General features: G+C 70.3%; 10 protein-coding genes. All 10 read left to right on the top strand.

The genetic code is table 11. From position 1 onward, the window contains the following. Positions 1–50: 50 nt before the first annotated feature. Positions 51–5,117 (top strand): tetratricopeptide repeat protein, encoded by a 5,067-nt coding sequence (locus MEBOL_RS33660; protein ID WP_095981267.1) that lies wholly within the window; start codon positions 51–53, stop codon positions 5,115–5,117. Further along, a complete protein-coding gene (locus tag MEBOL_RS33655) occupies positions 5,114–6,649 on the top strand; it encodes a DOMON domain-containing protein (RefSeq protein ID WP_157823817.1) in 1,536 nt (511 codons plus the stop codon). The genes MEBOL_RS33660 and MEBOL_RS33655 overlap by 4 nt, the downstream gene beginning before the upstream one ends. A gap of 53 nt (positions 6,650–6,702) precedes the next feature. Next, complete coding sequence (locus MEBOL_RS33650) at positions 6,703–7,602, top strand: 1,4-dihydroxy-2-naphthoyl-CoA synthase (protein ID WP_095981265.1); 900 nt, start codon at positions 6,703–6,705, stop codon at positions 7,600–7,602. A 17-nt stretch (positions 7,603–7,619) separates the two neighbouring features. Continuing rightward, the gene (locus MEBOL_RS33645; RefSeq protein WP_095981264.1) at positions 7,620–8,681 is read left to right on the top strand and encodes a radical SAM family protein; all 1,062 of its coding nucleotides are present in this window, start codon (positions 7,620–7,622) and stop codon (positions 8,679–8,681) included. After that, the gene (locus MEBOL_RS33640; protein WP_095981263.1) at positions 8,678–9,175 is read left to right on the top strand and encodes a hypothetical protein; all 498 of its coding nucleotides are present in this window, start codon (positions 8,678–8,680) and stop codon (positions 9,173–9,175) included. Before MEBOL_RS33645 ends, MEBOL_RS33640 begins: the two co-directional genes overlap by 4 nt. A 99-nt stretch (positions 9,176–9,274) precedes the next feature. After that, entirely contained in the window at positions 9,275–10,261 is a 987-nt protein-coding gene (locus tag MEBOL_RS43350; RefSeq protein ID WP_245919068.1) for an SCO family protein, read from the top strand. Further along, complete coding sequence (locus MEBOL_RS33625; RefSeq protein ID WP_095981262.1) at positions 10,251–11,114, top strand: c-type cytochrome; 864 nt, start codon at positions 10,251–10,253, stop codon at positions 11,112–11,114. Before MEBOL_RS43350 ends, MEBOL_RS33625 begins: the two co-directional genes overlap by 11 nt. Then, on the top strand, positions 11,111–12,814 hold the full coding sequence (locus tag MEBOL_RS33620) for a multicopper oxidase domain-containing protein (RefSeq protein ID WP_281256609.1): 1,704 nt from the start codon (positions 11,111–11,113) through the stop codon (positions 12,812–12,814). Before MEBOL_RS33625 ends, MEBOL_RS33620 begins: the two co-directional genes overlap by 4 nt. Before the next feature lie 54 nt (positions 12,815–12,868). Further along, a complete protein-coding gene (locus MEBOL_RS33615) occupies positions 12,869–14,776 on the top strand; it encodes a hypothetical protein (RefSeq protein WP_245919065.1) in 1,908 nt (635 codons plus the stop codon). A gap of 147 nt (positions 14,777–14,923) precedes the next feature. Next, complete coding sequence (locus tag MEBOL_RS33610; protein WP_095981260.1) at positions 14,924–15,841, top strand: dimethylarginine dimethylaminohydrolase family protein; 918 nt, start codon at positions 14,924–14,926, stop codon at positions 15,839–15,841. Positions 15,842–16,010: the final 169 nt, after the last annotated feature.

The following is a 16,010-nucleotide window of genomic DNA, read 5'->3' as shown; positions in this document are numbered from 1 at the left end:
CCTGTAAAGTCCCAGCGCCGCGATCTTTCCTTCTCGGAGAAGGCTTTCCCATGAGCGAGCACAACGACCTGCCGAGGACGCCTTCCTCGAGTTCCACCGGTGTCATGTCCGCCCCGGCGACGACGAACGCTCCCCTTCCTGCGGCCACCGAGGCCATGGCGTCCACGCTGGGCACGATTCCGCCCGCCGCCAGCCCCGAGCAGGACGCCCGTGAGCGCATCACCAGCCTGGAGCGAGAGGCGCGCGCCCTCGGCACCGAGCCCCAGGCCGCCCTGCTCTTCCATGAGATGGGCCGCCTCTGGGAGGACCCGCTCAAGAATCCGCGCAACGCCGCCATGGCCTACAACCAGGCCTACCGGTTGGCCCCGAAGTTCCTCTCCAACATCCGCGCCGCGCGCCGCCTCTTCGCCGATGTGGGCAACTGGCAGATGGCCGTGCAGCTGCTCGAGGCGGAGCTGAGCGCCATCGAGTCTCCCACCGAGCGCGCCGCCCTGCTCTTCGAGAAGGGCAGCCTGCTCGAGGAGCGCCTGGGGCGCACCGAGGACGCCACGGCCGCCTTCGGCCAGTGTCTGGAGCTCAAGCCCCAGGACGTGGGACTGCTCACCCAGCTGGAAGCGCTCTACTCCGCGCGCAACGACTTCAACTCGCTCATCGAGGTGTACCGGCTGCTGGCCAACGCGCTGGAGACCCCCGCGCTGCGCGCCCACTACCTCACCACCGCGGGCATGGTGCTCGACGAGCGCCTCAAGCGCACCAGCGACGCCGCCGCGTGCTTCCGCGAGGCCTTCCGGCACGACCGCGAGGATCCGCTCCTGCTCAACGCCCTCAAGCGAGTGGCCGTGCGCGAGGGCCGCGCCGAGGAGCTGCTCGAGGTGCTCACCGCCGAGGCCACCGCGCTCGGGCCCCAGGGCGCGCCCGCGTGGTTGCAGCTGTGCAAGATGTATGAGCGGCTCGGGCGCAAGGAAGAGGCGCTCGCGGCCCTGCTCGACGCGCGCCGCGTGAGCCCCCACGAATCGCTCATCCTCTCCGCGCTCGCCAACGTCTTCGAGACGCGCCACCGCTTCGAGGAGCTGGCGGACGTGCTGCTCGCGTGGGTGGGCTGCATCAACGACGAGGGCGAGTTCGTCGCCATCAGCCTGCGCCTGGCCGCGCTCTACGAGGAAGACCTCAAGCGCGACGCGGACGCCATCGCCCGCTACCAGGCCATCCTCGCGCGCATCCCCGGCCATGCCGCCTCGCTCGCGGGCCTGGGCAAGCTCTACCACCGCACCCGCAACTGGGAAGGGCTCGTCTCCGTCTTCGACGCCGAGGCCGCCGCCACGCAGGATCCCAAGGAGAAGGCCGCGCGCATGTTCAAGGCGGCCGAGGTGCTCGAGGAGCGTCTGAGCCGCCAGGAAGAGGCCATCCCGCGCTACCACGCCTGCACCCAGGTCCAGCCGGGCTATCTCCCCGCCCAGAAGGCCCTCATCCGGTTGTACGAGCGCCAGGGCCGCTTCGCCGAGCTCGTGGCCATGTACGAGCAGGATCTCCTGCAAACGCAGGACAAGGATCTGATCATCGCCACGCTCAACAAGGTGGCGCTGCTGCACGAGGAGCGGCTCAACGATCTGGACCACGCCATCGAGTGCATGCGGCGCATCCTCGACCTGGCGCCCGAGCACCTGCCCACCATCCACAACCTGTCCCGGCTGCTCGAGCGCGCCGGGCGCTTCCAGGAGCTCTTGCGCCACCAGGAGCTGGAGGCGTCGCTCGTGGGCGACACCAAGCAGGTGCTCTCGCTCTACCACCGCAACGCGGAAATCCTCGACGAGCACCTCAAGGATCGCGCGGGCGCCATCGCCGCGTACGAGCGCGTGCTCACGCTCATGCCGTCCTACCTGCCCGCGCTCAAGTCCCTGGGCCGGCTGTACGCGCAGGAGGGCAAGTGGGAGCCCCTCATCCGCATGTACCGCGCCGAGGCGGAGATCTCCCCCAACCCCGAGGCCGCCGCGGCGCTCATCCACAAAATCGGAGAGCTGTACGAGCACCGGGTGAAGGACGAGCACCAGGCCATCGCCTCGTACCAGGAAGTGCTCACGCTGGCGCCCAGCCACTTCCCGGCGCTGCGCGCGCTCGCGCGGCTCTACAAGGCCAAGGGGGCGTGGGAAAGCCTCATCGAGGTGCTGCGCGCCGAGGCCGCCAACCGCACGGACGCGATGGAGCGCGCCAACGCCCTGTACCACGCGGCCACCATCTGGGAGGACCAGCTCAAGCGGCCGGACATGGCCATTGGCGTCTTCCAGGAAGTGCTGAGCCTGGCACCCGGCCACACCGCCACCCTGCGCGCCCTGGAGCGGCTGTTCCTGGCCGAGGAGGACGTGAAGGAGCTCGTGGCGCTGTTGGATCGGGAAACGCAGATGGGCCAGACGACGGGCGCCAAGGTGGCCGCGTACATGAAGCTCGCGCGGCTCTACCTGGATCACTTCCAGGAGCCCGCGCGCGCCTCCCAGTGCTGCGAGGCGGTGCTCGCGCTGGAGTCCGGCCACCTGTCCGCCCTCAAGACGCTCGAGCGCATCCGCGCCGGGGATCGCGCGCGCCGCGGTGAGCTGCGCCTGCGGCTGAGCGAGCAGGTGAAGGACGGCCGCCTGGGACTCGCCCTGCGGGTGAACGCCGCCACGGACCTGGACAAGGGCATGGATGTGGAGGCCCTGCGGCTCGCCGTGGCGGAGAACCCGCGCGACGTGCGGCTCGCCTTCAACCTGGAGCGCACCCTGCGCCAGCAGGGCGACGCCGCCGGCCTGTCCGAGCTGTACCTGCGCCGCCTCCAGGTGGTGACGGACGAGATGGAGCGCGTGCAGCTCATGCTGCGCTGCGCGGAGCTGGACGAGGGCAAGCTCAACAACTCCACCCGCGCCGAGCAGGCCTACCGCGCGGTGCTGCAGCTCCAGCCCCAGTGTCTGCCCGCGCTCCAGGGCCTGCGGCGCGTGCTCTCGCGCCGGGGTGACGCCGCCTCCATCCGCGTGCTGCTGGAGAGCGAGGCGCACGCGAGCCGGGACGCGCGCGGCGCCATCGAGTCCTTCATCTCCGCGGCCCGCATCGCCGCGGGCGCCCTCCAGGACGAGGAAGGCGCCATCGCGCTCTACCGCAAGGCGCTCGAGCGCGACCCGCTGGACACGGCGGCGACGGCGGGCCTGGAGGAGTTGCTCGCCGCGCGCGGTGGCGCCGCGGACCTGGCCCTGCTGCAGGAGCGGCGCGGCGAGGCCCGGCGGGCGCAGGGAGACGCGGCGTCGGCCGCCACGGCCTTCCTCAACGCGGCCAGGACGTACCTCACCGGCGTGGGGGACAGGCTCCGGGCCATGGAGCTGCTCGACCGCACCTTGGAGCTGCAGCCCTCGATGCCCGAGGCCCTGGAGCTGCGCGCCCACATGCTGCTGGAGGAGAATCGCCACGCGGAGGCGGCCACCACGCTCACCCAGCGCGTGGAGCTCGGCGGCGAGCCCACCCTGCTCGCGCGGATGCACCTCACCCTGGGCTCGCTCTACCAGGATCACCTCAACGAGCCGACCCGCGCCGCCGTGCACCTGCACGCCGCGCGCGAGGGCCTGCCACGAAGCACCGAGGTCCTGGAGCGCCTGTCCACCCTCTTCCTCCAGGTGCGCAACGGGCAGGGCGCCCTGGAGTGCCTGCGGCGGCTGCTCGAGCTGGAGCTGCCCGTGGCCGATCGTGCGCGCCATACCGTGACGCTCGCCCAGGTGTACGAGCAGGGACTCGGAGACATCGCCACCGCCTCCACGCTCTACCGCCAGGCGTTGGAGCTGAGCCCGGGGGACATGGCCCTGGTGGATCGGCTCGCGGGCCTCTATGAGCGCGCCGGCAAGCTGCCGGAGCTGTCGCAGATGCTGGAGGCCCAGTCCACCCAGGCGCAGACCACGGGTGACACCCGGCGCGCCACCACGCTGCGCTTGAAGGTCGCGGACCTGAGCGCCGGAGCGCTCGGGGAGCCGAACCGGGCGGTGACGCTCTACCGGCAGATCGTCGACACGGAGCCAGCCAACGTGCAGGCGCGCGCGTCGCTGGCGACCCTCTACATGCGCGACGCGGCGTCCGCTCAGCTCGCCATCGAGGAGCACCGGCAGATCCTCCGCCTGGAGCCCACGCGCGTGGACAGCCTGCACGCGCTCTTCCGGCTGTGGGAGGGCCTCAAGCAGAACGACAAGGCCTTCTGCGCCGCCGCCGTGCTGCACTTCCTGCGCTCGGCCAACGAGGTCGAGGTCTCCTTCTACACGGAGATGCGCACCCGCCTGCCCGTGGAGACCCAGGAGCGGCTGAGCCTGGCGGACGTGGACGCGGGCCTCACCCACCCCACCTCGCGCGGGCCCCTGCTCGAGGTGATGCGCGCCGTGGGCGATCAGCTCGGCAAGATGCACCCGCCGCAGTTCGAACTGCTCGGCGTCAACCGCAAGGAGGACAAGCTCAAGCCGGATCACGCGGTGTTCAAGGCCGTGCGCACCGTGGCGCAGGTCTTCGGCGTGGAGGAGTTCGAGGTGTACCAGGCGCGCCGCGGCCTCATCGCCCTGGAGACCAGCGAGCCCCTGGCCGTGTGCGTGGGCCAGGACGTCGTGCGCCGCTTCAACGCCCGCGAGCAGAAGTTCCTCATCGGCCGCGCCGTCATGGGTCTGCTCAACAAGACCGCGGTGCTCTCCAAGCTGTCGCGCGGCGAGACGACGGACCTGTTCGGCCACTCGGTGCGCGTCTTCGCCCCGCAGTTCTCGGCGCTGGGCCGCAACAACGAGGAGATGGTGCGCCAGTACCGCCGCGCCTACTCACGCAAGGCGCTCAAGGCCCTGGAGCCCGCCGCCCTGGAGCTGGGACCCCAGCCCAAGGTGGACCTGGCCCCCGTGCTGGAGGGCTTCGCCCTGTCGGCGGACCGGGCCGGCGCGCTGATGTGCGGTGACGTGTCGGTGGGCCTCACGCTGGTGCTCAAGGAGGACCCGAACTTCGCCACCCTGCGCGTGGACAACGCCGAGCCCCTGATCCAGGCCCTTCGCGAGCGCTCGGACATGCAACAGCTCCTCTCGTACGTGATCAGCGACGACTTCCTGCGTCTGCGTCAGCGGCTCGGCCTCGCCCTGCCGTGAGGTCCTCTCCGGGGCCGAGTCCCGTCGCCCTGCGCGCGCTGGCCGTGGTGTCGGTACTCGGCCTGGGTGGAGGTCCCCAGGCCCTCGCGCAGCCCGCGGAGGGCGAAAAACTCGTCGAGCACGATGACTCGCGTCGGCTCGACTGCCAGGGTGCGTTCTGCATCTGGAGGCAGAGCATCTACAGCCCGTGCTCGGGCGAGTACTGCTACTTCAACACCCTGTACGTCACCGATCGCGAGGGCCATGTGGTGAGTGAGCATGAGCGCTCACCCCTGGGCCCATACACCCATGAGGTGCGGTTCATCGGCCCCCGGCGGATCGAATTCCTCGATTACAAAGGCCCCTTCCGCAGCGGACGGGAGATGGGAATCGACATCGGTGTGGATCAATCCTGGGTCAATCGACAGGTGTGGAAACTGTCGTCGGACGGCAAGACGCTCACCCAGGACCTCAAGGCGGTCCGCGTGCCCGAATGGAAGCGGCCGCCCAAGGTCTCCAAGGTCTCCAAACCCCCCAGGCCTTCTCGGCCCCCGCCCACCGAACCCGAGAAGCCAAGCCTCAAGGTCCCCGTGACCGAGGCCGTGCTCGCCAAGGCCATAGCGGCCTGTGGGTCGGAGTTCATCTTCCCGCGGCATCATGAGTGTCATCGCGGCACGTGCATGCTCGTCCTCGACTCGGTCGAGGACCGCGAGAACTCCCATCGAGGCAACCTGTGCCCCGTCCTGGTGAAGGGTTCCCAGGTGCGCAAGCTCCCCCTCGCCCTGGAGGCGGTCGAGTTCAACCTGACGCCCACCACGTATGTCTTCACCACCTGGGATGGGCCCTACGGCTCGTTGGGATCCAGTCAGGACATCTCGCGCACCCATCCAGACGTCATGCTGTTCTCCGGGACGCAAGGGCTGCACGTGGAGGGCGGTGAGCCCTACCCCGTGCGCGAGGCGAAGTCCGTCGAGGCCGCCCGGGCACTCGCCCCCATCGTGCACGCCTACACCCGGGCCCATATCCCCTGGGGCCGGGACGCCTGGAGAGACGAGAGCGACCTGGCCCTCGCCTGGCAGGTCATGCGCGTGGGCGAGAACCTGCACCTTCACGCCGAGGTGGACGACGACACCGTCGTCCCCTTCGCCACCGGCACCGGCGTGCACTCCGACCACCTGGAGCTCACCGTGTCGCGCGGCACCTCGGGCAACTTCAAGCTGGGCGTGCTGCTCGCGCCCGAGGGCCAACTCCAGGTGCGGCTGTGGCAGAAGGAGGAGGGGGACAAGAAGCAATACCTGGATGAGCCCTTCGTCGCCGCCCGTGGCACCTGGCGCCAGCGAGAGCACGGCTACGAGGTGGACCTGGCCCTGCCCGTGTTCGCCATCCAGGGCCCCTCCTCGCCGCTCGTCTCGGGCCTGTCGGTCTTCGTCTCCGACGCGGACGCGGCCGGCAAGCAGGAAACGCTGATGGGCCACGTGGGCCGGCTGTTCTTCTGGTCCGAGTACCCGCCCAGCCACGAGGAGTACGAGCGCGCCACCTCGTCGCTCGATTGACGCTCGCCGAGAGGCGGCACTAGGGTCCGCGCGCCCCCTCTCGGAGACACGCCATGACGATTTCCCCCCTCTTCAATCCCGCGCGCTGGCGCCAGGTCGATGGCTTCCAGTTCGAGGACATCACCTACCACCGCGCCGTGGACCAGGGCACGGTGCGCATCGCGTTCAACCGCCCCGAGGTGCGCAACGCCTTCCGGCCCAAGACGGTGGACGAGCTGTACACGGCGCTCGACCACGCCCGCATGTCCACGGACGTGGGCTGTGTGCTCATCACCGGCAACGGGCCCTCGCCCAAGGACGGCGGCTGGGCCTTCTGCGCCGGCGGGGATCAGCGCATCCGTGGCAAGGACGGCTACAAGTACGAGGGCGATCAGGCCGGCAAGCCGGATCCGGGCCGCCTGGGCCGGTTGCACATCCTCGAGGTGCAGCGGCTCATCCGCTTCATGCCCAAGATCGTCATCGCCGTGGTGCCCGGCTGGGCCGTGGGTGGCGGACACAGCCTGCACGTGGTGTGCGACATGACGCTGGCGAGCAAGGAGCACGCCATCTTCAAGCAGACGGATCCGGACGTGGCCAGCTTCGACAGCGGCTACGGCTCGGCGCTGCTCGCGCGCCAGGTGGGCCAGAAGAAGGCGCGGGAGATCTTCTTCCTGGGGCTCGACTACTCCGCCGATCAGGCCGCCGCCATGGGCATGGTGAACGCGTCCGTGCCTCACGCGCAGCTAGAAGAGGTAGCGCTGGAGTGGGCGGGGCTCATCAACTCCAAGAGCCCCACGGCCATGCGCATGCTCAAGTACGGCTTCAACCTGCCGGACGATGGGCTCGTGGGCCAGCAGCTCTTCGCGGGCGAGGCCACCCGGCTCGCCTACGGCACCGAGGAGGCCCAGGAGGGCCGGGACGCCTTCCTGGAGAAGCGGGACCAGGACTACAAGCGCTTCCCCTGGCACTACTGAGCCTCGGCGAGAAGTCCATGTTCGCGCTGCCCGCCTCCCTCGCTGGCCTTCCCGTGCACCACAAGGTGCCGCCCCCCGAGTCGCTTCGGACGCATACGTGGGAAGGCCAGACGTGGCGGGTGGCGCTGCCCGTGACGTTCACGCCCTTCGCCTCCGCCCAGCCCTGTTCGGCCCGCTGTGTCTTCTGCTCGGAGACGCTGCGGCCCTGGGACTCCGGACGCTTGTCCGCCGCGCTGCGCCCCGGCCCCGGCTACCAGGAAGGGCTGGCGCGGGCGCTGGCCGCGCTCCGAGGCCTTCCCCTGGGCATCTCGCTGTCCGGGCTGGAGGCCACGGATGTGCCGGAGTGGTTGCTGGGGGTGCTCGAGGTGTTGGAGCAACACGAGCGGCATCCCCAGGGCCTCGTGGAGGAGAAGGTCCTCTATTCCAACGCCTCGGGGCTGTGCGCGGAGACGTCGGGCGCGGTATTGCTGCCCCGCCTGGCGCGCTATGGCCTGACGCGCGTGGAGGTGTCCCGGCACCACCCCGTGGCGGCGCGCAATGACGTCATCATGCGCTTCCGGCCCGGTCAGCCCGTGGCGAGGCAGGAGGTGTTCGAGTCCGCGATACGGGCCTCTCGCGAGCAGGTGCCCGTGCGGCTCGTGTGCATCGCGCAACGCACGGGCGTGGCGACGCCTCGGGACGTGGAGGACTACCTGGGCTGGGCGGTGGACTCGCTCGGCGTGACGGACGTGGTGTTCCGCGAGTTCTCGCGGCTCCATGGGCTCTACCGGCCCAATGGAACATCGCGCGTCATCGAGAGGGATCGGGTGGCCATCGACGACCTGCTCGGGCCCCTGCTGCCGGGCGGAGCGTCCAGCGCGGACTTCGAGCCCCTGGAAGTCACGCGCGGCTACTACTACTGGAACGTGCGCCTGCGCTGGCGGGGCCGGTGCGACGTGACGTTCGAGGCCTCGGACTACCAGGACATGAAGGCCCGGCACCGCTCGGGCGTCATCCACAAGTTCGTCTTCCACGCCAATGGCAACCTCTGCGCGGACTGGGATCCGGAGCGCGAGGTCTTGCTGCGCACCGCCGCATGAGCCCCTGGCCTCCCGAGCACCCCGCCTATCTGGACGTGCTGCACCGGTTGAAGGCGAGAGGCGTGTCCTTCGCGCTCACGGGCTCGTTCGCGCTGCGCCTGTCCATGGACGCACTCGCGGGCGAGCCCGTCCCGGACTGCGATCTCTTCCTGGACCCGGAGCCGGACAACCTCCAGCGGTGGGCGCGGATCCTGGTGGAGGATGGCTGGGCGCTCGCGGTCTGGAACGTCCCCGTCTCGCTCCCGCTGGACCTGGAGTCCCTGCGCGGCAGGTACTACGTCCGGGCGAGGAAGGACACGGCCGTGATGGACGGCACCTACGAGCACGACACCCTGTCGCCTCGCGAGGTGGTGGCCGGGGCCCGGCTCCTGGGAGGACTGCCCGTGATGGACCTGGAGACCCTCCTCGCGCTCAAGCGTGAGCGCGGCACGCCCAGGGATCTCGAGCAGGTGCGTCAGGTGGAGCACTGGCGACGCTCGCACCACGGGCGATGAACTCCGGACAGAGTCCTCGTCCTCCCGGACCACTGACTTCATCCTTCGAGAATCCCCATCTCTCCTCCCCTGGCTGGACTTCCCGGGGGGGCAATGGACATGCGCGGACGTACACGCTGGCTGCCGCCGCTCTGTGCGCTCCTGGTGCTCACCGCCGGGTGCCGCAAGAGCGATGAATTCGCGGTGCTCCCGCTCCAAGCCGCTCCCGAGCTGGAAGTGCCCCAGGCCTCGGGCGGAATCTTCCGGCTGAGCGAGCAGCGCGGCAAGGTGGTGGTGCTGTCCTTTGGCTATACGTCCTGCCCGGACGTGTGTCCCACCACCCTGAACCAGCTGCAACGGCTCCAGCGCCGCCTGGGCGCCGCGGCGAGGGATCTCCAGGTGGTCTTCCTCTCCGTGGATCCCGAGCGGGACAGCGCCGAGCAGTTGGAGAAGTACGTGCACGCCTTCAATCCGCGCTTCCTGGGCCTGCGCCTGGAAGAAGGCTCGCTCGCCTCGGTGCTGTCCGCCTGGCATGTCACCGCGGCGCGCCACTACCCGGACACCACGCGCTACCGCCAACACCCCTTCAAGCAGGACGTGCCGTACACCATCGATCACACGGGGGCGTTCTTCGTCGTCGACAAGCGGGGCGTGCTGCGTCTGCGCCTGCCCTTCTCCGTGGGCGCGGAATACCTGAAGGACGAAGTGGCGCGGCTGCTGGCGGAAGACGAGGATCCGTCCGTGGGCCCCCGGGTGGAGAAGGCCCGGGCGATGGTGACGCCCTCCCGGGTGGGCGCCGTCTACCTCACGCTCGTCAACGGCACCGGACGAGACGATCGCCTCGTCTCCGCCGAATCCTCGTCGGCCGGGCGGGTGGAGCTGCACGAAGTCCTCGCCGAGGGAGAGCTGCTGCGGATGAATCCGCGGCCCGAGGGCTTCGCCCTGCCCGCGCGCAGCCGCGTGGAGCTGGAACCCGGGGGCAAACACCTCATGCTGTACGCCGTGCCCGCCGCGGCCGCCCAACTGGACCTCACCCTGCGCTTCGAGAAGGCGGGCCCCGTGAGGTTGTCCGTTCCCGTGTCGGAGCCCGGCGCGGATGCGCTATAGGCCCTGGAGCGCGGCCAGCCTCGCGCTGCTGGCGTCCCTGGGCGGAGGGGCGCTCGTGCTGCGCGCCCGCGCCGAGCAGCCCCAGCGAGAGGCCCAGCAGCGAGGGCTCCGGCTGCGGCTGGAGCGGGCCGTGTGGCTGCACGAGGCCACGGACCATGGCGCCACGGCCGCCCTGCCCTCGGTGCCCGGCGCGCCCGCGTCCGGCTCGCGCCGTCTCGCCGTGGAGCTGTCCGTCTTCAATCCCCGCTCCCTCCCCCTGGAGTTCACACCCGAGGAGCTGCGGCTCACCGAGGGCCGCACGGGCGCCGAGTGGCTCGCCTCGACGAAAGTCTCCCGGCCCTTCACCCTGCGTCCCGCGGAGCTGTTGTTCCTGACGCTGAGCTTCGACGTGCCGCGCACCACCGCTCCCTTGCGCCTGAGCTGGGTCCGGGGCGGAGAGCGCACGGCCCTGCTGGCCACCCGGCGGCCCCTGAGTCCCGAAGCGGAGCCCCAGGGCTGGCCCGAGAGCGTGGAGGAGCTTCCGCCCGGCTCCGCCTCCGCGGGCGAGGCCCTCTTCCACGGGCGGCTCGCCTGCGCCTCCTGCCATGGGGACATGGCATCGCCGGAGAATGCCCGGGTGGGCCCTCCCCTCGGCGGGTTTCTCCGGGTGGGGGCCACGCGCATCGCGGGCTTGAGCGCGGCGCAGTACGCCTATGAGTCCCTGCTCAACCCCGACGCCTTCCTCGCGCCCGAGTGCCCCGGACAAACACCCTGTGCCCGGCCCAGCCCCATGCCCCTGTACGGTGAAACGCTGTCCGCGCAGGAGATGGCGGACGTCATCCGCTACCTCGTGAGTCCCCGGGCCGGAGAATGAACGGCCCCCCTGCCAATACTCCCGAGGGCGCGTGCTGGAAGCCCCGTTGGGAGCTCGCCGTGCTCCTCTCGTGCGGCCTGTTGGGCTGGGAGCTCGTGCTGCTGGAATTGCTCTCCGGGGGCTTCGACGTCCGCGCGAGCACCGTGGGCCGCCTGCTGGCGAAGGACGCGGCGCTCCTCGTGCCCCTCTGGACGCTGGTGGTCGCGGGCGTGCGCGTGTACCGCCACCGGCACCCAGGCCCTCTCACGGACGCGCGGAAGGCCGCCCTGCTCTCCACGAGCTTCCTCCTGTTGCTGCTGCCCGTGGCCGCGGGCCGGGGCATCGTCCAGAGTCGGCCCGCTCCATCGACTCCCTCCGACATGGGCCTCGCGCGTCCCGCGACGGCCGATCCCCTGACGGACGAGAGCCGCTTCCTGTGCTCGGTGGCCAGCCCGGACCTCTCGTCACCGGAGGAGCCGGGCGACGACTCGCTCCTGGACGCGGCGTGGGCGGGCATCCGGGACGCGATGCTGCTCCAGGTGCCCGTCTTCCCGCTCACGTGGCTGCTCGTGCACCACCGCTCGCGCTTCGCGCTCACGCGCGCCCGAGGGTCCGCGACGGCGTCACTCCTCTGGCTGGGTGCCGCCTGTCTCTGGAAATCCGATGAAGGGCCCGTCCTGGAGGCGGACGTGTGTCCACCGGGGGCGCCCGTGCGGCACTACGCCGTGGCGGCCATCGCCACGGACATCCGCCTCAACGCGGAGGGCGACCACATTCCCCGGGGACTGCGCTACGTCCTCGACGGCGAGCGGACCGAGGGGCCGGAGGTGCTTCCCTACCCCCTCGTGCTGCGCGCCAACCTGGGCGAGTGCCTGCGCTTGCGCTTCACCAACCGGCTCGACCAAGAGCCCGCGGCCCTGCACATCGAGGGGCTGCGCGGCACCGTGAGCGGCCCGGGACGGACGGGAGACTTCGTTCCAGGGACCTCGCTCCCGCCGGGCCAATCCCTCACCTACGCGCTCGCGCTGCCCGACGACCCCGAGGCGGAGGGGGCATATCTCCTGCACGATCCGGAGGACGGGGGCGAGCGCGAGTCCCGAGGGCTCTTCGGCGCGCTCGTCCTGGAGCCAGCGGGCGCCCGGTACCGGGACGCCTCCGAGAACGGGCCATTGCCGGGCGGACAGGGATGGGAAGCCCGCATCGACACGCCCTCCGGGAGCTCCTTCCGGGAGCTGGTGCTGATCTCCCACGCCATGGGACCGCCCGAGGTGGCCGAGGTGCGCTCGTCCCGGGGCGAGTTGCTGCCCGAGCTGGACGAAATGGCCGGACCCTTCCGTGCCGGCTCCTTCGGACTCAACTACCGCAGCCATCCTCAATTCGAGCGGGACGAGCCCCACGCGTCCCCGCCGGAGGCGGAGGCTCCGCTGCTGCGCTCGTACCGGGACGAGGCCATCAAGCTGCGCGTGGTGCACGCGGGAAACGCGGAGCCCCACATCCCGCATGTGCATGGATGGAGCGAGTCCTCGGACGAGCCCCTGGCCCAACCCCACCTGCTGACACCGGGCGGAAGCCTCACCCTCGTCCTCACCGAAGACTCGGAGGAGCACCGCGCCGCGGGGGACTTCGTCGTCCACTGCCATGCCCCCAACCACACCAGCGGCGGAGAGCGCGTCATCTGGCGCGTCTTCGATCGGCCCCAGCCCCACCTCACGGCGCCGTGAGACTTGCCTTGTGGAGGGGCTCCGCGTTGGGGCACTGTCCGCGAGCGCATGCTCATGGGTTGGCTCGTCTGGATCTTGGAAACGGGGATGTGCCTGGGGGCGAGCTGGCTCGTCGCGGCGGCGCTCTACCCGGAGCGAGGTGTCCTCCACCGGCTCATCGCCCTGCTTCTCGTGGCCCCCGCGCTCCTCCTCATTCCCATACAGGCGTTGGGGCTCGTGGGGCTGCTGCGTCCCATGTGGCTCGGGTTGCTGGCACCGGTGGGGTTCGCGATCGCGGCGGGAGCGGCCTGGCGCGTCTTGGGAGGCGAGCGGACAAGGCTCCTGGCGCGCGCGGACCTGGGCGCCCCGGCGAGGCTGGTGCGCGAGGCCCTGAGCGAGCGCGAGCCCGCGGTGCTCACCTGCGTGCTCACGGTGGGGGTGTGGCTCTTCGCCGTGCTGCTGGTGTGGATCTACAAATCCTGGACGTGGGATCCGGTCTGGTACCACGTGCCCATCACCGGATACGCCATCCAGACGGGTTCGCTGGATTGGATCGACACGTCGGTCCCCTGGACGCAGAGCCATCCGAAGAACATCGAGTTGCTGGCGCTCTGGAATTGCATCTTCCCCTCCGACAACCGGTTGGATGACAGCTCGCAACTGCCCTTCGCGGTGCTGGGCGCGGCGGTGACGGCGGCCTGGGCGCGGGAAGTCGGGGCGCGCCCGGCCTTCGCGGCGGGAGTGGGCGCGGCGTGGGTGCTCCTGCCCCCCATGTTCCTGCAGATGTGGAGCACGCACGTGGACCTGGCGTGCGGCGCCTTCCTGAGCGCGGCGGTGTTCTTCCTGCGCGAGCGGCCCAACGCGAGGGATCGCTGGATGAGCCTGCTGGCGTTCGGGCTGTACACGGGCACGAAGATGACGGGGGCCTTCCACCTGCTCATGCTCGGGCCCTGGATCGCCCTCCGAGGCGTATGGGAGCTGAGGAACGCGCACGGCGGACGGTGGCGGATCGCCGCGAACCAGGCGCTGTCGGTGCTCGCGCTCATGGCCGTGGGTTCGTTCAAGTACTTCCAGAACCTCTGGAAGACGGGCAATCCGCTGTGGGCCTTCAAGGTGAAGGTGCCGCTCTTGGGCACCGAGCTGCCCGGCCTGTTCGATCCGGCGCAGTTCTATGGCTCGCGTCCCGGGGAGAGCCCGCTCTTCTTCGGCTCGCCGGGCGCCGTCCTGCAACTGCTGCGGAGCTGGTACGTGGAGCCGCCCGTGTACTGGCCGGACGTGCGCACGGGAGGATTCGGTCCGCTCTTCGCGTACCTGTTGGTGCCGTGCCTGGTGTGGCTCGTGCTGGAGCTGTGGCGGCCGAGGCACTGGAAGCACCACCTGCCCGTGCTCGCGCTCGCGCTGGCGGCGTTGACGGTGCAGTCGGCCTGGTGGCCCCGCTTCGTGATGGGAGTCGCCACCGCGGGGCTGGTGGCGCTGGGCTCGGTCCAGGGGCGTCTTGGACGCGCCCTGCCCCGCCTGGGCCTGTCACTCCTCTTCCTCGGGCTCACGGGCGTGACCTTCTGGCGAGGGGCGAGCGCGCAGGTGCGCGAGCGGGAGCTCTTCATGTACCCGAAGCACTTCGAGGAGACGCTGCGCTCGGACCCCTCGCGCCGCGCGGCGCTCCAGGTGGTCAACTGGCTGTGGCCCACCGAGTGGAACCTCCGCAAGGAGCAGGAGCTGAGGGCGGGCGACGTGGTGGCCTATGATCAGTCGGTGAACTTCCTGGGGGAGTTCTTCACGCGCGACTACCGCACCCGGGTGGAGTACGTGCCGAGCAACGGGGACCTGGGCGCGTACCTCGCCCGGATCGATGCGTTGAAGCCCCGGTGGGTGGGCGTGGAAGGCGGCTCCCAGGCGGAGTGGGCCCTGCGCGAGTGGCGCGGCGCGGAGTACCTCTTCCACGCACCGCGCTCGGGCATCGTGCTCTACCGCATGCCCCAGTAAGGAAAACTCCTCGTGAATTGTCATGTCCCCAACTCCATCAGCGTTCTTCCTAATTGAATTGAAGCCCCATCTCCTTTGTGGAAGAAGCCCGCCCGCTCCGTGAAGCCGTACACGTCGTGCGGATGACTCAACGCCCAGAGGACGCAGATGGACATACGCCAGGAAGAAGGATCCGCCGCCGGGAGGACGTTCGTCGTCAGTCAGCTCGAGTGCGTACGGGACGAGGCGCATGCGCGCGACGCGGACTGCGCCTTTCGCGTGAGCTGGGTCATCAATCCGCACATGCGGGTGGGCCCGGTGGACATGACCGCGGCGTATGAGGAGCACCGCGTGTTGCGCGAGGCGATGCGCCGCGAGGGCGCCACGCTCATCGAGCTGCCCTTCGTCCACGGCGCCTTCGACTCCGTGTTCGCCAAGGACAACGCGCTGCTCGTGGAGCGGGGCGGCCGGCGGCGCGCCCTGCTCGCCAGCTACCTGCACGGGGAGCGAGGCCAGGAGCAGCGCATGCGCGCCGTGGCCCTGGAAGCCCAGGGCTTCGAGCTGCACGGCCCCCCGTCCGTCCACTTCGAGGGCGGCGATGTGGCCATGCTGCCCGAGGGCCAGGGGCTGCTGCTGGGCCACGGCCAGCGCTCGGACGTGAGGACCGCCACCGAGCTGGAACGCTTCCTCGAGGTGCCCGTGACGCCCCTCGAGCTGACGGATCCGGCCCTCTACCACCTGGACGTGGCCCTGACGGTGCTCGAGGACGGCACCGCGCTGGTGTACCCGGAGGCCTTCACCCGCGAGTCCTTCCTGCGGCTGGAGCGCGCCCCGGGCATCCGCCGCATCGTGCCCATTCCGCGTGACGAGGCGCTGCGCTTCAGCCTCAACATGGTCGAGTGCGGGCGCTCGGTGCTCATCCCCTGCCGCGCGCCCGTCACGGAGCAAGCGGTGCGTGACGCCGGCAAGCAGCCCGTGCATGTCCCGCTGGAGCAGTTCCACCTGGGGGGCGGCAGCGCGGCATGTCTGGTGGCCGCTGTCCACCGCCTCGAGCGCCCGGTCCCCTCCGCCCTGGCGAGAGGGTGAACCAGCGAACATTGGGCCTCCGCGCGACAGAACTTTCACGCTTTGTCTGTATTTTTCTTCGTCGCCCCGCGTCATCGGGCGGTAGAGCCGCACCTCATGTCCTTGTCGCCCGTACACGCGCCCGAGCAAGAACAACCTAGGCAAGAGGATGACCGTTCCCCGGAGGGGA

This window comes from Melittangium boletus DSM 14713 (genome assembly GCF_002305855.1).
Classification (GTDB): domain Bacteria; phylum Myxococcota; class Myxococcia; order Myxococcales; family Myxococcaceae; genus Cystobacter; species Cystobacter boletus.
This window is presented reverse-complemented; position numbering and strand designations above follow the sequence as displayed.